The sequence below is a fragment of the Xylanibacter ruminicola 23 genome (assembly GCF_000025925.1).
Classification (GTDB): Bacteria; Bacteroidota; Bacteroidia; order Bacteroidales; family Bacteroidaceae; genus Prevotella; species Prevotella ruminicola.
The window spans coordinates 2278318-2301689 of sequence record NC_014033.1; the positions used below are offsets into that span (position 1 = coordinate 2278318).

Annotated in this window: 20 protein-coding genes and 2 tRNA genes; 7 read left to right on the forward strand and 15 right to left on the reverse strand. The window is 51.0% G+C overall.

Features of this window, described 5'->3' with window-relative positions:
* The first annotated feature begins 19 nt into the window (after positions 1-19).
* Positions 20-1672: a RagB/SusD family nutrient uptake outer membrane protein gene (locus PRU_RS09780; protein ID WP_041386072.1), complete on the forward strand. Its 1653-nt coding sequence runs from the start codon at positions 20-22 to the stop codon at positions 1670-1672.
* A gap of 107 nt (positions 1673-1779) precedes the next feature.
* On the opposite strand, the gene PRU_RS09785 is transcribed toward PRU_RS09780, so the two are convergent.
* Positions 1780-2232, reverse strand: a complete 453-nt coding sequence (locus PRU_RS09785; RefSeq protein ID WP_013064046.1) for a nucleoside deaminase — start codon at positions 2230-2232, stop codon at positions 1780-1782.
* Positions 2233-2274: 42 nt separating this feature from the next.
* On the opposite strand from PRU_RS09785, the gene PRU_RS09790 reads away from it, so the two are divergent.
* Together PRU_RS09790 and pyrH are read left to right on the forward strand one after the other, a co-directional pair.
* On the forward strand, positions 2275-2988 hold the full coding sequence (locus PRU_RS09790) for a biotin--[acetyl-CoA-carboxylase] ligase (RefSeq protein WP_041386074.1): 714 nt from the start codon (positions 2275-2277) through the stop codon (positions 2986-2988).
* 61 nt (positions 2989-3049) lie between these two features.
* Positions 3050-3760 (forward strand): UMP kinase, encoded by a 711-nt coding sequence (pyrH, locus tag PRU_RS09795; RefSeq protein WP_013065609.1) that lies wholly within the window; start codon positions 3050-3052, stop codon positions 3758-3760.
* 4 nt (positions 3761-3764) lie between these two features.
* Here pyrH and PRU_RS09800 read toward each other — a convergent pair whose 3' ends face one another.
* From PRU_RS09800 to PRU_RS09810, 3 genes are read right to left on the reverse strand one after another with little or no spacing between them, the layout of a single operon-like run.
* Positions 3765-4139 carry a DUF4834 family protein gene (locus PRU_RS09800; RefSeq protein WP_041386076.1) on the reverse strand — a complete coding sequence of 125 codons (375 nt, stop codon included), beginning with the start codon at positions 4137-4139 and terminating at the stop codon, positions 3765-3767.
* A gap of 12 nt (positions 4140-4151) precedes the next feature.
* Complete coding sequence (gene pssA, locus PRU_RS09805) at positions 4152-4838, reverse strand: CDP-diacylglycerol--serine O-phosphatidyltransferase (RefSeq protein ID WP_013064469.1); 687 nt, start codon at positions 4836-4838, stop codon at positions 4152-4154.
* Between the two features lie 33 nt (positions 4839-4871).
* Entirely contained in the window at positions 4872-5561 is a 690-nt protein-coding gene (locus PRU_RS09810) for a phosphatidylserine decarboxylase family protein (RefSeq protein WP_013065444.1), read from the reverse strand.
* Between the two features lie 143 nt (positions 5562-5704).
* On the opposite strand from PRU_RS09810, the gene dnaE reads away from it, so the two are divergent.
* Together dnaE and trxA are read left to right on the forward strand one after the other, a co-directional pair.
* Complete coding sequence (gene dnaE / locus PRU_RS09815) at positions 5705-9436, forward strand: DNA polymerase III subunit alpha (RefSeq protein WP_013064970.1); 3732 nt, start codon at positions 5705-5707, stop codon at positions 9434-9436.
* A gap of 64 nt (positions 9437-9500) precedes the next feature.
* Positions 9501-9815, forward strand: a complete 315-nt coding sequence (gene trxA, locus PRU_RS09820) for a thioredoxin (RefSeq protein WP_013065318.1) — start codon at positions 9501-9503, stop codon at positions 9813-9815.
* Between the two features lie 29 nt (positions 9816-9844).
* Here trxA and tsaE read toward each other — a convergent pair whose 3' ends face one another.
* From tsaE to PRU_RS09845, 5 genes are read right to left on the reverse strand one after another with little or no spacing between them, the layout of a single operon-like run.
* On the reverse strand, positions 9845-10258 hold the full coding sequence (gene tsaE / locus PRU_RS09825; protein ID WP_013063164.1) for a tRNA (adenosine(37)-N6)-threonylcarbamoyltransferase complex ATPase subunit type 1 TsaE: 414 nt from the start codon (positions 10256-10258) through the stop codon (positions 9845-9847).
* Between the two features lie 46 nt (positions 10259-10304).
* Positions 10305-11864 carry a T9SS response regulator signal transducer PorX gene (gene porX / locus PRU_RS09830; RefSeq protein ID WP_013064264.1) on the reverse strand — a complete coding sequence of 520 codons (1560 nt, stop codon included), beginning with the start codon at positions 11862-11864 and terminating at the stop codon, positions 10305-10307.
* 17 nt (positions 11865-11881) lie between these two features.
* Positions 11882-14707, reverse strand: coding sequence for a type IX secretion system periplasmic lipoprotein PorW/SprE (gene porW / locus PRU_RS09835; RefSeq protein ID WP_458695058.1), 2826 nt, complete (start codon positions 14705-14707; stop codon positions 11882-11884).
* Between the two features lie 41 nt (positions 14708-14748).
* Positions 14749-14943, reverse strand: a complete 195-nt coding sequence (locus tag PRU_RS09840) for a hypothetical protein (RefSeq protein WP_013064692.1) — start codon at positions 14941-14943, stop codon at positions 14749-14751.
* 24 nt (positions 14944-14967) lie between these two features.
* Positions 14968-16218 carry a 3-phosphoshikimate 1-carboxyvinyltransferase gene (locus PRU_RS09845; RefSeq protein ID WP_013064582.1) on the reverse strand — a complete coding sequence of 417 codons (1251 nt, stop codon included), beginning with the start codon at positions 16216-16218 and terminating at the stop codon, positions 14968-14970.
* A 168-nt stretch (positions 16219-16386) separates the two neighbouring features.
* Between PRU_RS09845 and pelA the strand changes: the two genes are divergently transcribed.
* Positions 16387-17469, forward strand: coding sequence for a pectate lyase (gene pelA, locus PRU_RS09850; protein ID WP_013063180.1), 1083 nt, complete (start codon positions 16387-16389; stop codon positions 17467-17469).
* An 85-nt stretch (positions 17470-17554) separates the two neighbouring features.
* Positions 17555-17627: transfer RNA gene (locus tag PRU_RS09855), tRNA-Pro, on the forward strand.
* A 60-nt stretch (positions 17628-17687) separates the two neighbouring features.
* On the opposite strand, the gene PRU_RS09860 is transcribed toward PRU_RS09855, so the two are convergent.
* The 6 genes from PRU_RS09860 to PRU_RS09885 all read right to left on the reverse strand — a co-directional run bounded on the left by PRU_RS09860 (position 17688) and on the right by PRU_RS09885 (position 23287).
* Positions 17688-18383, reverse strand: coding sequence for a hypothetical protein (locus PRU_RS09860; RefSeq protein WP_033149620.1), 696 nt, complete (start codon positions 18381-18383; stop codon positions 17688-17690).
* Between the two features lie 95 nt (positions 18384-18478).
* Positions 18479-18967: a hypothetical protein gene (locus PRU_RS09865; protein ID WP_143040029.1), complete on the reverse strand. Its 489-nt coding sequence runs from the start codon at positions 18965-18967 to the stop codon at positions 18479-18481.
* 185 nt (positions 18968-19152) lie between these two features.
* Positions 19153-20262, reverse strand: a complete 1110-nt coding sequence (locus PRU_RS15390; RefSeq protein WP_013065552.1) for a 5-fold beta-flower protein — start codon at positions 20260-20262, stop codon at positions 19153-19155.
* A 43-nt stretch (positions 20263-20305) separates the two neighbouring features.
* Positions 20306-21568 (reverse strand): porin, encoded by a 1263-nt coding sequence (locus PRU_RS09875; RefSeq protein WP_013064400.1) that lies wholly within the window; start codon positions 21566-21568, stop codon positions 20306-20308.
* A gap of 15 nt (positions 21569-21583) precedes the next feature.
* A complete protein-coding gene (locus PRU_RS09880; protein WP_013064359.1) occupies positions 21584-23125 on the reverse strand; it encodes a glycoside hydrolase family 2 protein in 1542 nt (513 codons plus the stop codon).
* Positions 23126-23213: 88 nt separating this feature from the next.
* A tRNA-Met gene (locus PRU_RS09885) sits at positions 23214-23287 on the reverse strand.
* Between the last annotated feature and the right edge of the window lie 85 nt (positions 23288-23372).

The window sequence follows — 23372 nt, forward strand, 5'->3', positions numbered from 1 at the left end:
ATTAAAGGAATATTGAAGTATGAAAAAATATATTAGCAACATCATGGCGGGTTTCATGCTGGTTAGCGCTCCCGCATTGGTATCATGTGGCGAGGACTATCTGAACACCGCTCCTACCGAGTCGATTTCGGCTGATGACGCTGTAGCCACAACCGAGAACGCCTACAAGGCTCTGAATGGTATTGCCAAAACCATGAGCACTCAGCAGGCCGCCTGGGATCAGGGTTGTGCCGGCGAGAACCGCATCATCGCCCTGTACGAGAACTACGCCAGTCAGGACTACTTCTACAACTACTACGCACAGGGTTGGGCTCCTATCATGAACCTGCAGTACTCACTGCGTAACAACACATCGTACGATGCTTACCCCTGGTTCTACTATTATACTTTGGTAGGACAGGCTAACACCATCATCGCTCGTATCGACGACGCCACTGGCGAAGAGTCGATGAAGAAATTCGAGAAGGCTTCGGCACTCACATTCCGTGCTTACAGCTTCGAGAAGCTGCTGCACTACTATGCTCCACGCTGGCAGGACAGCGACAACGGCAGTGCCAAGGGTATCTGTCTGCGCCTTGATGAGTCAACAGGCGAGCTGCCACAGGCTACTATGGCTGAGTGCTATGCCCAGATTTACAAGGACCTCGACGAGGCTATCACTCTGTTCCAGCAGAGCGGTATGAACCGTGGTACCAGCGAGATTTGGATTGCTAACGAGAACGTAGCACACGCTGTATATGCACGTGCTGCCCTGGCAAAGCAGGACTATCAGACAGCCCTTACACACGCACCTCTGGCTCGCAAGGGTTATGCCCTGATGAGCAATGCCGATTACTATGCCGGTTTCTGCAAGCCAACCAGCGAGTGGATTTTCGGTAGCTACGGCGACGCTCAAGAGAACATGTGGTACTGGAGCTACGGTACACAGTACTCTTGTAACGGTTACTACGCTAACAACACCGCTAACGGTGCTGGTTCGATCGACATCGAGCTGACCAACCAGATTCCTGACAACGACGCTCGTAAGGGCTTGTTCCTCACACCTGACAAGTTCGAGAACTTCGACCTGAGCGACGCAACTGTTGCCGACAACTACTATCTGAGCTATGGTATCATGGGCTTCAGCAACGACGATCTTTGGAACGAGGTTGACGCCTGGGTTGAGAACCGTCACAACTCATCGGCTGCCAGCAGCATGGACCGCCCATACCAGCCTGGTTACTACTACGTAGGTGGACAGACCAAGTTCTACGTATTCGACACTCCAGGTGTAGGCTACCTGCCATTCATCCGCTCATCTGAGATGGTACTGATCGAGGCCGAGGCTAACTACTTCCTGGGTAACGAGGCTGCCGCACAGGCTGCACTGGTAGAGCTGAACGCTTCAACAGGACGTGATGCCAACTACACCTGCGAGAAGACAGGCGAGGAGCTCTTCGACGAGATTGTGAACTACCGTCGTCTGGAGCTTTGGGGCGAGGGCTTCGGTTTCAGCGACTACAAGCGTTGGAACAAGGAGATTTCGCGTAAGGCTCTTACCAAGGGGGGTAGCGCATCTGTTGCCATCGCTGTAACCGTTAAGACCAGCGATCCTAACTGGACATGGGCCATCCCACAGTGGGAGACCGACTACAACGATGCCTTCAGAGCCCCAACTAAGGATGCAAAATAACTTTTTAATATCAATACCATAAAAAGAAGTGCGGGATTTGCCATAAAAAGCAAGTCCCGCTATTTTTTTTCAGTGCGCTACAGCGCTACAGTGCTACAGTAAGAATCTTAGCGTTTGGCCTTGAAGAAGTTCTGCATCAGCTCGCGGCATTCGTCCTCTAACACCCCCTGGGTTACCTGGGCCTTGGGATGGAATGCATGGGGAGCCAGCAGATGGTAGCCACGCTTATCGTCGGGGGCACCATACACAATACGGGGTATCTGCGCCCAACCGATGGCACCGGCACACATAGTGCAGGGCTCAACGGTAACATACAGTGTACACTCGGTAAGATACTTGCCACCCAGCGTGTTGGCAGCGGCAGTAATGGCCTGCATCTCGGCATGGGCGGTAACATCGCACAGCGTTTCGGTGAGGTTGTGCGCACGCGACACTACCCTATCCTTACACACCACCACGGCACCAATGGGTATCTCGCCCGCCTCGAGTGCCAAATGGGCCTCGTCTAACGCCATCTGCATGTAGCGTTCGTCTTTTTTTTGTTGTTCTTCGTTAATCATGGTGCAAAGTTACAAAAAATTTTGTATCTTTGCACTCGGAATATGATGGAATTTAAGATAGTGCACGTTGATGAGACCGATTCTACCAACCGTTGGATGAAGGAAAACGGCGAGGGTGTGATGGTGGTTGTGGCTGATTTTCAGACTGCTGGAAAGGGTTGCGGCTCCAACACATGGGAGAGCGAGCGGGGCCAGAACCTGCTTTTCTCGGTGCTTATCCACCCCCAGAAGGTATCAGCACGCACACAGTTCATCATTACCCAGATGGTATCGGTAGCCCTGTGCAACACCTTGCAGCGCTACATACCGCAAACACCCGAAATAAAATGGCCTAACGACATTTATGTAGGCGACAAGAAGATATGCGGCGTGCTGATTGAAAACCGACTGGAGGGGCACCGCATCAAGGACTGCGTGATAGGCATCGGACTGGACGTGAACCAGACAGTGTTTGTGAGCGATGCCCCCAACCCCGTATCTATCAAACAGCTGACAGGCCGCGACACCGATCGCGACGAGCTGTTGGCGGCTTTCCTCGACGAACTGCAACGCGCCATCGAAAACAAGGGCATACACCAGGCGTACATGAACCGTCTGTACCGTCGCGAGGGACTGCACCCGTTCGAAGCCAACGGCAAGCGCTTTATGGCCACCGTGGTTGGCACTACCGACGACGGCCGCCTGATGCTGCAGGATGCCAACGGCATAGCACATCTGTACCGATTTAAAGAAGTGGTTTTTGTCATTGAACATTGACCATTGACCATTGAACATTAAATGGTAAAATAGTAAATAGTGAAATAGTAAAATTAAAGAGATGGCAAGATTTAAGAGAATTCTGTTAAAGCTTTCGGGCGAGAGCCTGATGGGCAAGCAGGGCTACGGTATCGACCCTGAGAGATTGAGCGACTACGCCAATCAGATTAAGGAAATAGCAGGCATGGGCGTGCAGATTGGTATCGTGATTGGTGGTGGTAACATCTTCCGTGGACTCTCGGGCTCACAGAAGGGTTTCGACCGTGTAAAGGGCGACCAGATGGGTATGTGCGCCACCGTTATCAACTCGCTGGCACTGAGCTCGGCTCTGGGTGCTGTGGGTGTTAAGAACAAGGTGCTTACCGCTATCCGCATGGAGCCTATCGGTGAGTTCTACACCAAGTGGAAGGCCATCGAGGCAATGGAGGCTGGCTACGTGTGCATCTTCTCAGCCGGTACAGGTTCGCCCTACTTCACCACCGATACTGGCAGCAGCCTGCGCGGTATTGAGATTGAGGCCGACGTGATGCTGAAGGGCACCCGCGTGGATGGTATCTACACTGCCGACCCCGAGAAGGATCCTACAGCTACCAAGTTCGAGGATATTACCTACAAAGAGGTGCTGGCACGCGGACTGAAGGTGATGGACCTTACAGCTATCTGCATGTGTCAGGACAATAACCTGCCCATCTACGTATTCAACATGGACGTAGTAGGCAATCTTAAAAAGGTAATGGATGGCGAACAGATTGGTACCTTAGTTCACAACTAAGGTACTATTTCACCTCTTCAAACTCTACGTATTCGTCGTCGCCCTTTTCAAAAATCTTCTTTTCATCGGGGCGCTCGTCTACAATAGTTACACCACCACTCGTAGTTGTTCTACGGGTGGTTTTATATTGTGGTCCACCTTGTGCATTGGCACCGCCCTTACCAGCGCTCTGCGAGCCTGGCTTGCGACTGCTCTTGAAATAATCCTCGCCAAAGGGGTTACGCTCCTTTGCCTCCTGTCGACGACCGCGGCGGTACATATAATCCTCAACATCCTCGCGCATACGCTTCATGTTGCGATACAACACGTTAATAACGATGATAGCGATAACAGCCAGGGCAATGAAGCCAAACACAATAAAGGCCACAAAAGTCTTCATAAAGACCATCTTTTACTTCTTTTTAGTTACATTAGCAAACTCCGACAGCACTACGTACCATGCAATGATGGCCGCAAAGCCGCTTACTCCCAACAGGAGTAACAAGGGTACACACGAGAGTACAAACACGTACTTAATCTCGTTGCCTTTCCACCCCCAGTGCTTAAACTTGAGGGCAAACATAGGTATCTCAGCAATCAGCAGATAACAGCTGATAAAGGTTCCAACCAGAATAATCCACTCCAAACCATCAAAGGCTACCTCGTACTCGGTAAGTCCGCAAACCAGCGAACCCCAGAACAGCGCGTTGGCAGGTGTGGGCAGACCGATAAAGCCTAATGCCTGGCGCTCATCGAGATTAAACTTGGCCAGTCGCAAGGCCGAGAAAGCAGCCATCACAAATGCCAGGTAAGGCATCCAAACCAAGTGGGTGTGGAAGGTGCAAAGATAACTGAACACGATAGCCGATGGGGCAAAGCCAAAGGTGATATCGTCGGCCAGCGAATCGAGCTCCTTACCGATAGGCGATGAAACACCCAGCAAACGGGCACTCATGCCATCAAAGAAATCGAATACAGCACCGATGATGATAAACAGCAGCGCCATATCAAAGTTAGCCTCGAAGGCGTACAGCGTTGCTATGCAGCCCGAAATAAGGTTGCAGCAGGTTATCGTGTTAGGGATATGCTTCTTAAACATTAAAGATTAAACATTAAACATTAAACATTGACATTACGCCAGCTTGGCGATGACAGTCTGATCGCCGGTGGTTGGCTGGTTCATTGTAACGGTAGCCTTGGCAGTAAGTGGCAGGTACACATCTACGCGCGAACCTAACTTAATAAAACCCAGGTGCTCGTCGATATAGCACTCCTCGCCATCCTTGGCGTAGGTAACGATACGGCGAGCCATGGCACCAGCAATCTGGCGCACCAGGATATCCTGACCGTCGGCAGTGGTAATCATAATGTCGGCATGCTCGTTCTCCTCGCTGGCCTTGGGCAGCCAAGCCTTGTGATAATTGCCGTTAAAGTGCTTCACAAACTTTACCTTACCATCAACCGGATACCAGTTGGCATGCACGTTAAGCGGACTCATAAAGATTGAAATCATCAGTCGCTTATCGTGAAAATAGGTATTCTCCTCGGCCTCCTCAACCACTACAATCTTTCCGTCGGCAGGAGCCACCACCAACTTATCGGTATCGCCATTAAAATAGCGGATTGGACAACGATAAAAGTTAAGTGCAATAAACCATGCAGTAACAAACACAGCCACAAAAATCCAGAACGGAATGGTTATTTCCAGTCCGTACCACAGTAATGAGCCTATGCCGACAATTGCCAAGGCACTGAGCGTCAACTCGTTAGTACCCTCGCGATGTATTCTAATCTTCTTGAGTTTCTTGATTCTTTCTCCCATCAGTTACTTTCGATTGTTTCAATTCTGGGTGCAAAGGTACATCTTTTATACGAGAATTACAAACTTTTCACGTTTTTCTTTTGGTAATCTCGAAAAATCGGCGTAACTTTGGACCACAAAAATAAGCATTTCAAGAGAAAACGATGGAAGATTTCGTACATCTGCACGTACATACATATTACTCGATACTCGACGGACAGTCGAGTATCAAAAAGCTTGTAGACAAAGCTATCGGCGATGGCATGAAGGGTATGGCCATTACCGACCACGGCGACATGTTCGGCATTAAGGAATTTCACGACATATGCAACGGTGTGAACAAACAGCGTAAAAAAGACGGACTTGAACCTTTTAAGCCCATTTTTGGTTGCGAGATGTATGTGGCACGCCGAGGCGACATGATGCTGAAAGAAGGCAAGGAAGACCTGGGTGGATACCACCTGATAGTGCTGGCCAAGAACGAGCATGGCTACAAGAACCTGATTAAGCTGGTAAGTAACTCGTGGGTGGATGGTTTCTACAACCGTCCGCGTACCGACCACAAGCAGCTGGAGAAGTATCACGAAGATCTGATTGTGTGCTCGGCCTGTATTGCCGGCGAGGTGCCTGCCAAAATCCTGAAAGGCGACATCGAGGGTGCCCGCAAAGCCATCGAGTGGCACAAGAACCTGTGGGGCGACGACTACTATCTGGAGCTGCAGCGCCACGAGGTGACCGACCCGAACATTCGCGCCAACCGCGAAACCTTCCCCCTGCAGCAGCAGGCCAACAAGGTGCTGATTGAACTGGCTAAGGAGTACGGCGTAAAGCTGGTGTGTACCAACGATAGCCACTTTGTGGACAAGGAGAATGCCGAGGCCCACGACCACCTGCTGTGTCTGGCTACGGGTAAGGACCTGGACGACCCCACACGTATGCTGTACTCGAAGCAGGAGTGGTTCAAGACCCAGCAGGAGATGAACGACATCTTCAGCGATGTGCCCGAAGCGCTGGCCAACACCGTGGAGATATTAAATAAGGTGGAAACCTACAGTCTGGATGCCGACCCAATTATGCCCTTCTTCCCTATCCCCGAGAGCTTCGGTACCGAGGAGGAGTGGCGACAGAAGTTTACCGAGCAGCAGCTGTTTGAGGAGTTTACCACCGATGAGAACGGAGAGAACCCGCTCGACCCCGAAGCCGCCGAGAAGAAAATCAAAAAACTGGGCGGCTACGACAAGATATACCGTATTAAGTTCGAAGCCGACTACCTGGCCAAACTGGCCTACGAAGGAGCCGAGAGACGCTACGGCAACCCCATACCAAAGGATGTTGAGGAGCGCGTAAAATTCGAGCTGCACATTATGAAGACGATGGGTTTCCCGGGCTACTTCCTGATTGTGCAGGACTTTATCAACTCGGCCCGCGACGAGCTGGGTGTGATGGTAGGTCCCGGCCGTGGATCGGCTGCCGGTAGTGTGGTAGCCTACTGCCTGGGTATCACCAAGATCGACCCCCTGAAGTACGACCTGCTGTTTGAGCGTTTCCTGAACCCCGACCGTATCTCGCTGCCTGATATCGATACCGACTTCGACGATGACGGCCGCGGAAAAGTGCTGAAGTGGGTAATGGATAAGTACGGGCACGAGAACTGTGCACATATCATCACCTACGCATCGATGGCTACCAAGAACTCGATCAAGGACGTAGCCCGTGTAGAGAATGTGCCGCTGGCTATATCAAACGCCCTGTGTAAGGCCATCCCCGACCGACTGCCCGAAGTAGATGGTAAAACGCCGAAGATGAACCTGACCAACGCCATCAAGGCTGTGCCCGAGCTGCAGGAGGCCGAAGCATCTACCGACCCGCATATTGCCAACACCATGAAGTATGCCAAGATGCTGGAGGGCACCGTGCGCGGTACAGGTATCCACGCGTGCGGATTCATCATCTGTCGCGACCCGATATCTGACCACGTACCCGTATCAACGGCCGATGACCCCGACTTTAAGGGCACCAAGACCAACTGTACGCAGTACGACGGACACGTGATTGAATCTACCGGATTGATCAAGATGGACTTCCTGGGTCTGAAAACCCTGTCGGAGTTGAAAGAGGCCTGCGCCAATATCAAACGAACACGCGGCATCGATGTGGACCTGGACACCATCCCCATCGACGACCCCAAGACATACGAACTTTATCAGCAAGGCCGCACCGTAGGTACGTTCCAGTTCGAGTCGCAAGGTATGCAGAAGTACCTGCGCGAGCTGCACCCCACGGTGTTCGAAGACCTGATTGCCATGAACGCCCTGTATCGCCCGGGACCTATGGACTACATCCCCTCGTTCATCGCCCGTAAGAACGGCCGCGAGCCCATTACTTACGATATCGACTGCATGGAGAAGTACCTGAAGGATACCTACGGTATTACGGTGTATCAGGAGCAGGTGATGCTGCTTTCACGTCAGCTGGCCGACTTTACCCGAGGCGAGAGTGATGCCCTGCGTAAGGCCATGGGTAAGAAGAAAAAGGATATTGTTGACGCCATGAAGCCTAAGTTTATCGAGGGCGGTAAGAAGAACGGTCACGACCCGAAGGTGCTGGAGAAGATCTGGGCCGACTGGGAGAAGTTTGCATCGTATGCGTTCAACAAATCGCACGCAGCCTGCTACTCGTGGGTGGCCTATCAAACGGCTTATCTCAAGGCCAACTACCCTGCCGAATACATGGCGGCCATCATGAGCCGCCGCCGCGACCAGATTACCGAAATTACCAAGCTGATGGATGAGTGCAAGCAGATGGGTATAGCCACGCTGGGCCCTGATGTGAACGAGTCGTACGAGAAGTTCGGTGTGAACCATCATGGCGAAATCCGTTTCGGTCTGGGTGCCATCAAGGGTATGGGCGATTCGGCTGCACTCTCGATTATCGACGAGCGCGAGAAAAACGGACCCTATAAGGATATCTACGACTTTGCCCAGCGCGTAAACTTCTCGGCTGTGAACCGTAAGGCCTTCGAATCGCTGGCACTGAGCGGTGGTTTCGACAGCTTCGGCATCCGTCGCGAGGATTACTTTGCCAAGAACCCCAAGGGCGAGACATTTATTGAGATGCTGTGCCGTTACGGACAGCTGTACCAGCAGGAGCAGGCCGAGATGAAGAACTCGCTGTTCGGCATGTTTGGCGAGGGTGTGGAGATAGCTCAGCCTCAGCCACCCAAGAACGACATCCGCTGGAGCGACATCGAACGACTGAACAAGGAGCGCGAGCTGGTAGGTATCTATCTGTCGGCCCATCCGCTCGACGAATATAAGATTATCCTCGACAACCTGTGCAACACCAAATGTACAGAATTGGCAGACATCGCCAAATTGGCAGACCGCGAGGATGTGATACTGGGCGGTATTGTAACGGCCCAGAAAACAGGCTTTACCAAAACGGGCAAACCCTACGGTGTGGTTACCATCGAGGACTTCGACGGTTCGGGCGAAATCTTCATGATGGGCGAGGAATGGGGCCAGCGCGCAGGTATGTTCTCAATCGGTGCTTCGGTGTATGTAACGGGTAAGGTTAAGAGCCGATTTATGTACAACGAAAATGGCCCGAAAGACCTGAAAATAGGCGGTGTAGAGTTCCTGCAGACCATTAAGGAGCGCGCCATCGACCGCATCACCATCTCGCTGATGACCGACCAGGTGAACGACGAGTTGGTGAACGACCTGACGGAGCTGATAAACGAGAACCCGGGTAAGACCAAACTGTTCTTCCAGTTGCGCGACTCGAGTGGTAAGCATCACGTGCTACTGCGTAGCAAACGCGAGGGTATCGACGTGAAGAATAAGCTCATCGATTACATTAACACCCACGACGGTTTGGCATACAGTATTAATTAATGGCACGCAATTTGCTGGTAACGAGATAGTTCACATAGTATTCACATAATTAAACAAGATTAAGATGGAAGTAACAATCACAAAAGAAAACTTTGCAGAGTTGAAGGCCGGTAACCTGCCTTTGGTAGTTGATTTCTGGGCTACTTGGTGCGGTCCCTGCCGTATGGTGGCTCCCATTATCGAAGAATTGGCCGCTAAGTACGACGGTAAGATCGTGGTTGGCAAGTGCGACGTTGAGGACAACGAAGACCTCGCCGCCGAGTTTGGAATCCGAAACATTCCTACCATTCTGTTCTTCAAGAATGGTGAGGTTGTAGATAAACTGATTGGTGCCCAGTCGAAGGGTAAGTTCGAAGAGAAGTTCGAAGCTCTGCTGTAACTCCGACCAGCACCAAACATATCACTTAATTAGCCGACGGTAACCACACGGTTGCCGTCGGTTTTTTCTTCAATAGTCACCTTGACGGCATCCTCGGGCAGAACCTCCTCAATCAGCTCGGGCCACTCTATCAGGCACAGGCAACCGCTGTAGAAATAATCCTCGTAGCCCATGTCGTAAACCTCCTCCAACTTCTTAATACGGTAAAAATCAAAGTGATAGATGCTCTCGCCTTCGCCCGATGTGTACTCGTTGATGATAGCAAAGGTGGGCGATGTAATCACATCCTCTACCCCCAAAGCCTCGCAAATGGCCTTGATAAACGTGGTTTTTCCGGCACCCATCTTACCATAAAAGGCAAACACACGACGATCGCCCATCTGGGCAATAAACTCTCGGGCGGCATCCCCGATCTGCTCTAAACTGTTAATCTTAATCTCCATAATATTTTTGCATTTTTACATTTTTTCATTTTTACATTTTTACATTCTACCTTCTTACCTTTTTACCCTTAAGCGTAATCAGCGGTACAATCATCTCTTCCATCGAGATGCCTCCGTGCTGGAACGTGTCGCGATAGTACGATACGTAGTAATTATAGTTGTTGGGATAGGCAAAGAACGAGTCGCCCGTGGCAAACACGTAGCTGGTTGAGAGGTTGGGCTGTGGCAGCATGGCCTTGCGCGGATCCTTGATAACCAGCAGACTCTTATCATCATCGTAACTCAGGTTCTTACCCAACTTGTAGCGCAGGTTGGTGTTGGTGTTGCGATCGCCCACAATCTTTACGGGCTGGGTGCAACGTATACTGCCGTGGTCGGTGGTCACAATCACCTTGCAATCCATTTGTGCCAGCTGGCGGAAGAAGTCGCTGATGACCGAATGGCGGAACCACGACAGGGTTATCGAACGGTAGGCACTCTCGTTGTTGGCCAGCTCACGCACCATCTTCGATTCGGTACGGGCGTGGCTCAGCATGTCGATAAAGTTAAACACCACCACATTCAGCGGGTGCTTCTCTATCTGCTGCATCTGCTGCATCAGCTTGTCGGCATCGGCCTGGGTGTTTATCTTGTGATAAGAAAAAGTCTCCTTACGGCGATAGCGCTCCAGCTGGGTACGAATCAGCGGTTCCTCGTTCAGGTTCTTACCCTCCTCCTCGTCTTCATTCACCCAGAGGTCGGGGAACATCTCCTGTATCTTGTTAGGCATCAAACCACTGAAGATGGCATTGCGCGCATACTGCGTGGCGGTGGGCAGAATGCTGTAATACATGTCCTCGTCGATATCAAAGTAGGCACTCAGTTCGCCCGACAGCACGCGCCATTGGTCGTAACGGAAGTTATCGAGCACCACCAGGAACACCTTTTCGCCCGCATTGAGCATGGGGAACACCTTGGTTTTAAATATCTCGGGCGAAAGAACGGGCTTCTCTCCCCCACCTGCTATCCAATCCAGATAATTCTTCTTGATAAACTTGGCAAAGCCGTTGTTGGCCTCCTCCTTCTGCATCTGCAGCATCTCGGTCATGGTGCTTTCGGCGGCACTCAGCTCCAGCTCCCAGTGTACCAGGCGCTTGTACACCTGCACCCAATCATTCCACGTTTTGCAGTCCATTATCTGCATGGCTATCTGCTGGAAGTTCTGCTGATACTGCGTTTGTGTGATTTCTGTTTCAATGGCACGGCGGTGGATATTCTTCTTGAGCGTCAACAATATCTGATTGGGGTTTACGGGCTTTATCAGGTAGTCGGCAATCTTCTGCCCGATGGCCTGCTCCATAATGTTCTCCTCCTCGCTCTTGGTAACCATCACCACGGGGATTGAGGGATTAATCTCCTTGAGCTGGCGCAGGGTTTCGAGACCGCTGATACCAGGCATCTGCTCATCCAGCAGCACCAGGTCGAAGTTGCGCTGACGACACAGGTCGAGGGCATCGGTACCGTTGCTAACGGTCACGATTTCATAGCCTTTCTTCTCGAGGAACATGATGTGGCCCTTGAGTTGCTCAATCTCGTCGTCTACCCAAAGTAGTAATCCGTTTGTCATATATCGCTATCTGTTGTTTACCAAAAATCATCATCAAAATCCAGCACCTTCTGCTGCTTTTTCTGCGTGGCAGGTGCGGGCTGCTCGGCGGGCTTGGCTGGCAGTTCGTCCTCAATATCAGGCGCATCCACCGCCTCGGGGTTTATCAGCAGATTATCCTTGCTAACCTGCATGGGTGCCAGCTCGCGCTCGTAGAACTGCTGATACTCGTCGTAGGTGTACTGGGTGCCCAGCAGGGGCAGATTCTGCTCGCTAACTATCAGGCGCATGGTGCGGGCCGTGTATCGGCGCAGGGTTTCGTTGTCGTACAGCATACGGGCATACTGCAGGGCCTCGTCGTAACTCAGGAATCCGCTTACCAGCATGCGGTTCAGCTCACCGTCCTGATCGATTTGTATCTCGAAATTACGCACCAGGAAGTTGGTAAAGTTATAGCGAGCCAACTCGAACAGCAGCTGATTCTGATTTATCGAATCGGGCTGATACACCAGCATAAACAGGTAGTGTGAGCCACGGTCGGTGCTCAGGGTATCGGTGGTGGTAGAATCACGCTTCAGCACAATGTCGCGCTGGGTCCACACGTCGCCGATATCAAACTTACCGCCACGCAGCTTGCGGCCATCCTGCACACCTTTGATAATCATACCTGCCAACGGACTCACCTCGCTGTCGGGGTATTTCTCTACCACCTGCTGCAACTGCTCCAGACAGCCATCGCCATCGCCTTCGTTCAGCAGGCTCAAACCACTGATAAACACAAATTTATCGCAGTGGGCGCCTTGGGCAAAGCGGGTGGCAGATAGCTGGGTGTTATGCTTTACCACCTGAAATTCATCGTGCTTAAAGGCATCGTAGGTGGCGGCATAGAGCGAATCCTCTATCTGCTCGCCAAAGCGGGCATTCTCGGCATAGTACGGGTCGGCTATCAGCAATGTATATTCGTTGTCGGGGTAGTCGGCCTTCAGTCGGGCCAGGCACTCGGCAGCCTCTGTTGTTCTTCCTTGGCGCGAGTACAGCAGCCATAGGTGGTACCACGCCTCGGGGTTATTTTCGTAGTCGGGGTAATCGGTAGTCAGTCGGCGAAGGTATCGTTCGCTGATGTTCAGGCGCTCCATCTTATCCTTCAGGATGATACCGGCATGGAACAGACCATCCTTGATGATATCGTGACAGGCGGCCTGCTGCTCATCGCTGAATGGGATTTGCGCCAGATAGTAGGCACGGTTGTGCGGATCGAGAGCGGTGCTGTCGATGGGGGCAACAATGCTATCGCCAACAGCTTTAGCGGCCTCATCGGATGCTGTTATACTGTCGTTAGCCGCATCGCCCGACGGCATGCGCACCACGGTTTGATTACTGCGGCGCCAGTTGTCGATATTCTCTCGGCGGCCCCATTCGCGCTGGAAGGTGGTTTTACCCTGACTCACAGCCGTGGGGTTATAGAAGTACCATGCGCCACCTGCCTGCTGGGTGCCAGCTGACTGAGGCACAGCGCGTTGGTTAATCGATCCAAAATTTGATTGATTAAATGTCTGCTGGGTATTAGCGGTATTTTCCAGCTCTGCATCGCGGGCCTCCTTTTCCTTTTTCTTCAGTTCGGCTATCACGCGGTCGATGGCTTGCAGGCGTTCTTTCTCGCTCATCTTGGCCAGTTGCAAGAGCGAATCCTGCAGATGCACAGCCTCGGTATAAGGTACCAGTTCGTCGAGCACTTTTGAGCGTTGGGCCAGTTGGTCGTAGTCCTTACGGTCCTTATCCAGCAGTCCGATAGCCTCGCCATAACAGCGCTGGGCATCGGCAAATTTCTCCTGTTCCCAATACAGATTGCCAAGGGTAAGCAGCAGTACACCCTTCTCGACACCATTGCGGGTAGATTTCAGGTTACCCTTCTCGTAGGCTCCTATGGCCTGCAAGGTATCGCCTTGGGCCAGATAGATGTTGCCGATGGCATAGTACACCTGGTCAAGATATTCGGCATTGTTATCGTTGGCGGCCATGCGCTTCAGCTTACCTATCATCTGCTTGCCGTTGTTCTTAGCCAGCACTTCGGTCTGGGCTATACGGGCGTTAAACTGCAACTCGTAAGGCGGACTGCAGCGTATCACACGGGCAAAAGCCTTGTAAGCCTCTTGCTGGTTGCCCATCAGGTTCTGTATCTGTCCCATCAGGTACCACTCGCGGGCACGCTGGGTTTTACGGCGTTCGTGCTTGATGGCCTTGCGCAGATAAGGCACAGCCTTGGGGTAATCGCCCACGCTGATGTAATAGTTGGCGTAGGTGTAATCCCAATCCTTAACGGCACGGAAATCCATCGAGTCGCGACTCATGTTACGAATCACGTCCTCGGCATCGTATCGCCAGCCCAACATAGTGTAGCTTTTGGCCAGCCACGCACGGGCCAGTCCGCTGCGGGCAGGATCGCCCAGGTACAGGCGTGCCATGTACGAGAAGGTAGCGGCAGCCTCTTCAAACTGTCCCATCTGAAACTGTGCCTTACCAAGCATCAGCCATGCTTTCCACAGAAACGGGTTCTGCTCGCGCCCTTTCACCTTAATGGTGTGGCGCTGGATGGCTTTCTCCATCTTCTCAACCGTTCGCTCGTAATGCGATTTTCCTATGTCGCGACTCAGTTTGTTGCCAACGGGGTAAAGCGGCAACAGTTCGGTAAAGTTATCCTTGTGGCCTTTCTCTTTCTCCAAATTTCCATCCAGAAAGGCCATGTGACCATTATAATAGGTGTTATAGCGGGCGTTGAAGGCGTGCCAGAACCGGCTCTTGGCGGTGTTTTTGTTTTGCGCAAAGCCCATGGTTGCCACCAACGCGACAACCAACACCATGCCCATATATCGCCCATTCCATCTCACTATTCACTCTTCACTAATCACTATTCACTAATACTCTTCTGTTTCTTCTCCTCAAGCAGGCAGTGTATCTTGCACGAGCCCTCGTCGGCAGCTGTGCAGGTAGAGCAGTCGTGACCTTGTTCAATCACATCCTCGCTCTTATCAAACCAGTTGGCTACCAAGGCTATCAGGCCCAGCGCCAACAGCATGGCTATACATACTAATGCAAACGTCATCGTCTAAAATAATTGTGTTAGTTTTTATTCTTCAATGTTGAATCCTACCAGTTTCAGGTCGTCCCAGAACTTAGGGTACGACTTGGTAACTACCTGTGGATTATTGATAATCAGTCCGTCTTGGCGCAAAGCATAGGGTGCAAAGGCCAATGCCATGCGATGGTCTTCGTAAGTGTCGATACCAGCCTGCAGGTCGGGTTCGCAGCGCTCACCATCCCAGTACAGCTCGCTGTCGTTGGCATCGTGAATCACGTAACCCAACTTCAGCATCTCTTTCTTCAGGGCTGCAATACGGTCGGTCTCCTTAATTTTCAGGGTTGAGAGGCCCTTGAAGTGGAAGGGAATATCGAGTGCGGCACAGGTAACCACAAAGGTCTGCGCCAGGTCGGGAGCATTCACAAAGTCGTACTCCAACTTGCCCACGCCACGACCGTTCTTCTTCAGTGTCACCATCTGCGGTACGCCTTTCTTCTGGGTTTCAAAAGTGGTCTTTACACCCAGCAAGCTAAAGATGTAACGAGAGGTAGAATCGCCCTGCATCGAGCCGTCCATCAGTCCCGTCAGCTTTACTTCGGCATCGCGATCCTTGCTCAGCGCCACCATCTCATACCAGTAGCTGGCACCGCTCCAGTCGCTCTCGATAAAGTAATCGCGACCTTTGTAGGGCTTGTGAGCCACGGTAATCGTATCGGCTGAACTCCATTTGGCTTCGGCGCCGAACTCGCCCATCATCCACAGCGTAAGGTCGATGTAAGGGCGCGAGATGATATCGCCTGTAAGTTGCAGCGTAAGTCCATCCTCCAGCATCGGACCAATCATCAGCAGCGCCGAAATGTACTGTGAGCTCACGTTGCCAGGGATAGAAAGCTCGCCACCCTGCAGCTTATAACCAGTGATCTTAAGAGGTGGGAATCCCTCCTGCCCTACGTACTCTATCTGAGCACCCAACTTGCGCAGGGCATCAACCAGGATAGCTATGGGGCGGTGCTGCATGCGCTCGGTACCAGTAATCACATGGGTGCCGCGCATCACGCTCAGGTAGGCCGTCATAAATCGCATGGCGGTACCGGCAGCTTTGATATTAATTTCGTCGGGCATGTATCGCAGCGCCTCGATAATCACCTCGGTATCGTCGCAATCACTCAGGTTCTGAGGCAGATTACGACCTCCGCTAAGGGCATAGATAATGAGCGCACGGTTGGATATGCTTTTTGATGCTGGCAACTGGATGGTCTGAGCCAAACGTTCAGGTGCCGTAAGTTTATATTGCTTCATTTCTTGTATATGTCGTTCTAATTGCATGCAAAGATACGCATTTTCGGGCACTAAGCACTCATTTTTACACATTTTATTACTATTATCCTCTTAATGTGTGTTAATCCTTGTGCGGTTTCGTAATCTTTTTGTACTTTTGCACCCACGAACAAAACAATTTAAAATAGTATGAACTACATTAAAACTACTCTACTGGCAGCCATCATTGGCCTCATGCCTATCGTACCAGCTAACGCACAAAGTGACAAGGTACTGAAAGAAAAGAATCCCGAGTTTTTCAAAACCGAAGAAGCTCGCCGTATCGGCGACCAGCTACTGATTTGGCAGCGCAACACGGGCGGCTGGCCCAAGAACGTCGACATGGTGACACCACTCTCCAACCAGCAGCGCGAGGTGATCATCAAGGATAAGCAGGTGACCGACGACTCGACAATCGACAACGGTGCTACCACCATGCAGATGAACTTCCTGGCGCGATTGTATCAGCAGACCAAGGATGAGCACTATCGCGAGGCTTTCAAGAAGGGTGTAAACTACATTCTGGATGGACAGTACGAAAACGGCGGATGGCCACAGTTCTGGCCAACCCAGCGCGACTATCAGGTGCAGATAACCTACAACGACGATGCTATTGTGAATATTCTGACCATGATGCGCGACATACTGAATGGTAAAGAGCAGTATGCCGGATTAAGCGACGAGAAGCTGAACGCACAGATCGAAAAGTCGTTTAAGAAAGGTATTGAATGCATTCTGAACACGCAGATAAAGGTTGACGACACGCTGACCGTTTGGTGCCAGCAGCACGACCGCAAGACACTCTACCCTACTTATGCCCGCGCCTACGAGCTGCCATCATACTGCTCGATGGAGAGTGCCGCCATCGTACGATTCCTGATGAGCCTGCCCCACCCCGACGAGCGAGTACGCCGCTCGATCAACAGCGCTATGGCTTGGTTTGAGAAGAATAAGATTACAGGCTACCGACTTGTGAAGATTGGTAAGAAGGGAGAACCAGGAGCCGACACCCGACTGGTACCCGACCCCAAAGCCGGTCCACTATGGGCACGATTCTACGACTTGCTGAACTGCCAGCCGTTTGTATGCGACCGCGATGGCATGCCCCGCAAGCACCTTTCGGACATCGGCCCAGAGCGCCGCAATGGCTACAGCTGGTACAACGACCGCCCAGCAACGCTGTATGAAAAGTACGAAAAATGGAAAAATAAGTGGGAAAAGAGTAAAAAATAGGCCGAAAATTTGGTCAGTTCAAAAAAACTGCGTACCTTTGCACCCGCATTCGGCGATAACGGCTGGGTGCAAGTCGAAAACGGATCGGGATTTAGCGCAGTTGGTAGCGCACACGTCTGGGGGGCGCGAGGTCGCTGGTTCGAGTCCAGTAATCCCGACACAAAGAGCGAGAGAATCGAAAGATTCCCTCGCTTTTTTGTTTTGTATTCCTTTCGCAATTAGTACTTCTTGTTGTTATCAATCAGGAAGTGGAAGTTCTCACCATCCACGGGGATATCAAGAATCAGGTACTGCGTATGAACGGATTTAATAGCAATAAAGCCCTCGTGCTCCGAGTAGTTGAAGATGGTATTGGCTCGCCAATAGCCTTCACTGATGCGAGCCTTCTCCAACTGGCGTGCATCTTCGGCATCCTGTATGCGACGATCGCGACGTACATCATTCCAGTATTCGGTTCGCTTATCATTTGTACCAATACTCTCTACGCCAGCCACAACCAACTCGCCAATAAAATCACTCCACCACATCGTTTTGGTTCGCTTCTTACTATACTTCTCAGGGGTGTAAACCACCAGCTCATCTTTGTCGAAACCTAAGGTATCGCCCTTAGCTAAGAAGCGCTCTGTACGATAGCGAGCCGACTTCGAGTTAATGCCAGGGATAGCATAGGCATATGCCTTAATCTTCTTAGGTTCGAACACAAAGTCGTGACCACTCTCGTTGATAACAGTAATGTTTGGTTCAAAGATGCCGCCTTCGGTTGGATCCACCACCACAAGTATACCATTGTGCGTGCAATAAAACACATGGTGATCGTTCTTAACGAAAGTCTTGTACTCCTTCGTATCCTGCTCGGCCATAGCGCCTACACATACAAAAGCCATCAACAGGCTTGATATCAGTTTCTTCATCATTGTAAGTTAGTTTTAATTTGTAATTTCTGCCGCAAAGGTAATCATTGTTTGGCAAAAAGATACAAGAAATCCCCTACCCGTTAGTAGGGGAATCCCTAAATATGTTTTTTAAGTTCATCTAATAATTCCTGTTGCGATAATGTAAGATGGTCGCAGAAAAACGCATCGCAATGAAACTGCAGACCGAGACGACTACCATTACGGCTATCATCCTTGTATATCGGATAATACATATCGCGCATTTTCGACATATGCACATACTTAAAATCCTGCACCTCGGTCCATCTAATGATATGGTACTTACCCCGTGAGTATATCTGCAAGCAATCTTTTTCGATGATAAGTGCCGGCATATGGTTTACATGCAGGTCTAAATACCGGTTTATCCTTTGCCACAACATAGCCACCGACATAATTAAAAAGAAAGCAGCCACCAGTAGCCACAGCCACCAAACCCAGTCGGGATAGTGCCGCAAAGCATCGGGCCCCACCCTTATCATTTCTATGCCAAGAGCCATGAATACAACATATTCCACCAGATGTACCACAGCTTCAAAATAATGTTTCTTCTCGTAAATTTCCATTGTCATCCTTTGTAAAATTCAGTTTCATTAAGCGCTTGCAAATATAATGCATTCCCCCGAATCCACCAAATATTTCGCAAAAAAAACTTATGCGAACTCAAAAATACGTCCAAAAACAAACATGGGTGCAATTTTGCACCCATGCCCAATCAATCAAAAATTTGATCGGTTATTTCAGCACATCATCATTTCTTAGACTCAGCCTGGGCTTTAAAGTAGAAGAAATAGAAGCAGGCGGCAAGGAGGGTTTTGTTTGAGGTACCCTTGATGCGACCGATGGTACGGAACGAATCATCCTCGACGGTACTACCGCTCATACGTCCTACGGTACGGAAGCTACCATCCTCGAACAGACGACCATCAAAGCGGCCAATGGTACGGAACGAACCATCCTCGATGGTACCATTGCTTCTGATATGACCAATGGTGCGGTACGAACCATCCTCAACAGTACCATCCTGACGAACACGACCGATAGTACGGAATGAACCGTCCTCGATAGTGCCATTGCTCTTAATGCGGCCGATGGTACGGAACGAGCCATCCTCAATAGTAACGTTCAGCTCAGCCCACTCTTTCTTGGCAGCTTCCTGGCGGGCAGCACGCTCCTCTTTCTCCTTGGCGGCACGGGCCTTAGCCTCTTCGGTACGCTTAACCTCGGCCTCCTTCCAGCCCTGAACCTGATTCTTTGATATCAGCGCACCATGGAAGATATAGGCTACCAGCAGTGGACTAACATGGCCCTCGAGCTGTCCGAAATCGGTACCATAGCACGAGGCACGCAGCTTGGTAACGCTACCTATCACCTCGCCATCCATCGATACCTCGTTTGTCTTGGTATCAAGCTTAATCGTACCCAGGTTAGGACTCTCGATGGTGCCATCGTTGCTGATAGAGCCCTTGGGGATACCATTCAAGCTGGTAAACTTACCTGTGGCAGGGTCGAGGATGTACTTAACCTTCTGGCCGGCAAACTCGCCCTCATCGTAAGTCTGATTAAAAGTAATCTCGAGTTTAACGGGGTCCCATGTGCCGATGGGGGTGTCACCCCATTTGATAGTGATAGGCTGGCCGCTCTCGGCTGCCTGCGGAATGGTGGGTGTGATGGCTGCAGCGGCCTTAAGAACAGAGTCTCTACGCTGCTGTGCGGCATCCTGCGCCTTCTCCTGCTTGGTTTTAATACCTGCGGCTTTACGCGCTTTGTTAAGCAGTCCGCCCCACTGAGCCTGAGCTGGCGTGCTGCATGCAAACATGGCCACTAAGGCCAGTGCAATGAATGAAGTTTTACGGTTCATAAGTAAATAATAATAGTAATGGGTTATAGATTAAATAATAAAATTAATAGCACTTGATGCGATACATAAAGCCCAGCTCTATGCGGTTGGAATGCTTGCCACCAAGGGCCGACTCCTTGCTGTAGTTGATGTTCTGTCCCTGATAGGCCAGGAACACACGCAAATCCTGCGTTTTATCGGGATAGTACTCAATCGCACCTGCCCATCCGATGCTTTTGCGATAGTTCTTATAGCGCTCAACCTGCTGCATCGAGGCTGTTTCGTAAGTACCCTTCAGCATCAGGTTCCACTGGGGTGCAAACTGCCAGTTAAGCTTTGATATCCAAGTATGGTAATGCACTTTTCCACAATGAAGATTCATTGGTTCATAGGGCTGATATACCAAATTATTGATAGGATAACCATACTCATAGTAATATATCTGGGGCTGAAATCTGTCAGCCAAATCTTCGGTGGCGATACCAAGGCGGTCCAGATCGTCGAACTCGGCCATATAATCCACATACCACTGTACTTGGGGCAGATTAAGTTTCTGACCCAGTGTAATCATACGCGAGTACTTGCCCTGGGCCTCCTTCTGAATACCCCACGCCCAGCGCGTTTGCAACTGATTATCGAAGAAACTGCCATTCCAGTTGGCAATAAACGTGAGCGGATGGTTGGCCCGCTCAAGGAGGCGGTAATCACCATTATCGATAACCACTATCGCATCGTTGCCATAGTAATCCTCGAGCGAACCGTTGTGGGCATCGCTCACCATCAGCGCAAACTCCTGCGTTGGCACAGGTTTCAGCGAGAGTGTTACACCCGTTTGGAATATCTCCATGTGGTCCAGCATATCAGAGTACTGATATACAAACATCGGGTTGGCATCGTACTCGTATCCACCCCATATCTGACTCATTTTTCCCGCCATCAGCGTTACCTTATCGCTGAAGCTATAGCCCACCATCGCAATATCGGTGGCTTTCGAGAAGTTGTCGGAGCCCTGCGCATCGTTCCTGCGGTTTAAACGGTGGCGCAAACGATAAAATAGTTTATCAGTAAGGTTGCCCTTCAGTTCCAGGCGCAACTCCTTGTTTGCAAAGCGGGTTTGCCACGAGCTACCCGTGGCCTCACGAGCCTGAGCGCTGGCGGCATAGTTGATGTAAACATCCAGCATATCGTGCTTTTTCTCGACCTTTGCCAGGCGTTCCATCAGGCTCTGGTAGTCGCCATCCTCGCCGCCCATACCTGTGTTTCCGCCTTGTGCGTGGCCCGTTAAAGCCACGCATAACAAGGCAAATGATAATAGTGCTTTGTTCATGATATATCGTAATAGTTATTCATTGATGTTCAAATCCCATTGATTTCGAACGGCGTTGCTACCCACGGTAATCATCAGAGTTACCTTGCCCTGTGCCTGGATAGAATCGAGGGGTAACACCACCTCGCCCAGCTGCGGGAGGGTATCGAGCGGCACATCGCCATTAGCCACCAATCCGCCAGCCAGCACCTTGCCCGACTCGTCGGCCAGATAATAGCTGGTACGCACACCCTGCAGATTGCCATACATAGCGTTATACACATAAACGGGCACACGCAACGTATCGGTTGCAGCTACCGACTGTGGCAATTTGGTCAAAGGCACGATGGCACGACAGAACTGGGTAAACTGGCGCAGGGGTGCTTTGTCGGTATCGTCCCAACGGCCATGCAGCACACCACTGAAATCATTCTGGCGATCGCAGATACCCGTCAGCAGGTAGTGTACGCTATCGCCACTAAGCAGCACACGCTCGATGCCCTGCTTGTAGGCCATCATATCGGGCCCCACAATGGTACACTGATTAAGCGCAACAGGGGTAAGCACACGATCGTTATACACATAGGTATCCTGCCCCAGCGTTACCAGCACCAACGACGGGTGATGACCATAAGTATCGGTCAATCGGTTCATATCAGCCACACTGGTAGCCTCGGGTTGCAGATACATGCCTACCTTATCGGCCGCCGAAAAAGCAGCATCGGGCGGACAGTAACCACGAAAACGCACATGGTTTAGTCCGTAGTCGCTCAGGCGCTGCATGATATGCATCCACGTAGCCTCGTCCATCGGCATGCGGCCCCAGAGGGGGAAATAATCATCCATCACGCAGCCACGCAGATAAACAGGATGGCGGTTCAGGTACAGTTTACCATCTACCACGCCCGCCTCGCGCATACCAAAGGTGTACTCCTGATAATCAGAACCCACGCCAAGGGCCAGACGGAAGATATTAGGATGGAACTCGTCCCACAGACGATTATCGTCCATCACCAGCGCATCGTACTGCATGTAGCTTCCACGCACCTCGCGCTCATCCACAAAAATCTTAGCTGTATCAACGCCCTCGCGCTGAATCATCGTCTGCACATTGTAGAAGCCAAAGTCGGGCGACTGCCCGCTTAAGGCGAGCTCGATACCCACCGTACCCATAAAGGGGCGAGGATGCGTACGCACCTTATTAATATATAACCTTCGTGGTTGCGAACGCAGTTCGATGTTACCCATTACGCCATGGGCATCGTGCCCAGCCACGCTCACCTCGATGGTGTTGCGCTGCCCAGCTACAATCTGTTCGGTAATATCTAACTGATGGGGATAATTAACCAAGGTATCACTGCCTGCCTCTACCCCGTTAACCTTAACGGCAGTAGCGCCTAACGGACGTTCGAGGAAAAGCACCACCCGGCACTTATCCCACTTCTGCGGTACATACACACTCTGACGATACACGGCACCACTGTCGGCATACGCAGATTGGAGCAACCTGACCACATCCTGCGCCGCGGCCTGTAAAGCAAGCACCAAGAACGCTATGGTAGATATAATCTGTTTCATGGGCGCAAATATACGGCTTTTTTCTGTACCAACAAAGAAAAAACAAAGAAAAAAGGCAATTAGACTTGAAATCTAACTGCCTTCTTTGTAGCGGGACCCAGGATTGAACTGGGGACCTCATGATTATGAATCATGCGCTCTAACCAGCTGAGCTATCCCGCCTCATTGCTGATTTGCGGGTGCAAAGGTACACATTTTTTTGGAACCACCAAAATTTTTCGGCAAAAAGTTTTGTATTTCGCAGAAA

Coding starts and splice junctions, on each gene's coding strand:
- PRU_RS09780 (WP_041386072.1), top strand. CDS start 20: ATGAAAAAATATATTAGCAACATCATGGCGGGTTTCATGCTGGTTAGC.
- PRU_RS09785 (WP_013064046.1), bottom strand. CDS start 2,232: ATGATTAACGAAGAACAACAAAAAAAAGACGAACGCTACATGCAGATG.
- PRU_RS09790 (WP_041386074.1), top strand. CDS start 2,275: ATGATGGAATTTAAGATAGTGCACGTTGATGAGACCGATTCTACCAAC.
- pyrH (WP_013065609.1), top strand. CDS start 3,050: ATGGCAAGATTTAAGAGAATTCTGTTAAAGCTTTCGGGCGAGAGCCTG.
- PRU_RS09800 (WP_041386076.1), bottom strand. CDS start 4,139: ATGAAGACTTTTGTGGCCTTTATTGTGTTTGGCTTCATTGCCCTGGCT.
- pssA (WP_013064469.1), bottom strand. CDS start 4,838: ATGTTTAAGAAGCATATCCCTAACACGATAACCTGCTGCAACCTTATT.
- PRU_RS09810 (WP_013065444.1), bottom strand. CDS start 5,561: ATGGGAGAAAGAATCAAGAAACTCAAGAAGATTAGAATACATCGCGAG.
- dnaE (WP_013064970.1), top strand. CDS start 5,705: ATGGAAGATTTCGTACATCTGCACGTACATACATATTACTCGATACTC.
- trxA (WP_013065318.1), top strand. CDS start 9,501: ATGGAAGTAACAATCACAAAAGAAAACTTTGCAGAGTTGAAGGCCGGT.
- tsaE (WP_013063164.1), bottom strand. CDS start 10,258: ATGGAGATTAAGATTAACAGTTTAGAGCAGATCGGGGATGCCGCCCGA.
- porX (WP_013064264.1), bottom strand. CDS start 11,864: ATGACAAACGGATTACTACTTTGGGTAGACGACGAGATTGAGCAACTC.
- porW (WP_458695058.1), bottom strand. CDS start 14,707: ATGGGCATGGTGTTGGTTGTCGCGTTGGTGGCAACCATGGGCTTTGCG.
- PRU_RS09840 (WP_013064692.1), bottom strand. CDS start 14,943: ATGACGTTTGCATTAGTATGTATAGCCATGCTGTTGGCGCTGGGCCTG.
- PRU_RS09845 (WP_013064582.1), bottom strand. CDS start 16,218: ATGAAGCAATATAAACTTACGGCACCTGAACGTTTGGCTCAGACCATC.
- pelA (WP_013063180.1), top strand. CDS start 16,387: ATGAACTACATTAAAACTACTCTACTGGCAGCCATCATTGGCCTCATG.
- PRU_RS09860 (WP_033149620.1), bottom strand. CDS start 18,383: ATGATGAAGAAACTGATATCAAGCCTGTTGATGGCTTTTGTATGTGTA.
- PRU_RS09865 (WP_143040029.1), bottom strand. CDS start 18,967: ATGGAAATTTACGAGAAGAAACATTATTTTGAAGCTGTGGTACATCTG.
- PRU_RS15390 (WP_013065552.1), bottom strand. CDS start 20,262: ATGAACCGTAAAACTTCATTCATTGCACTGGCCTTAGTGGCCATGTTT.
- PRU_RS09875 (WP_013064400.1), bottom strand. CDS start 21,568: ATGAACAAAGCACTATTATCATTTGCCTTGTTATGCGTGGCTTTAACG.
- PRU_RS09880 (WP_013064359.1), bottom strand. CDS start 23,125: ATGAAACAGATTATATCTACCATAGCGTTCTTGGTGCTTGCTTTACAG.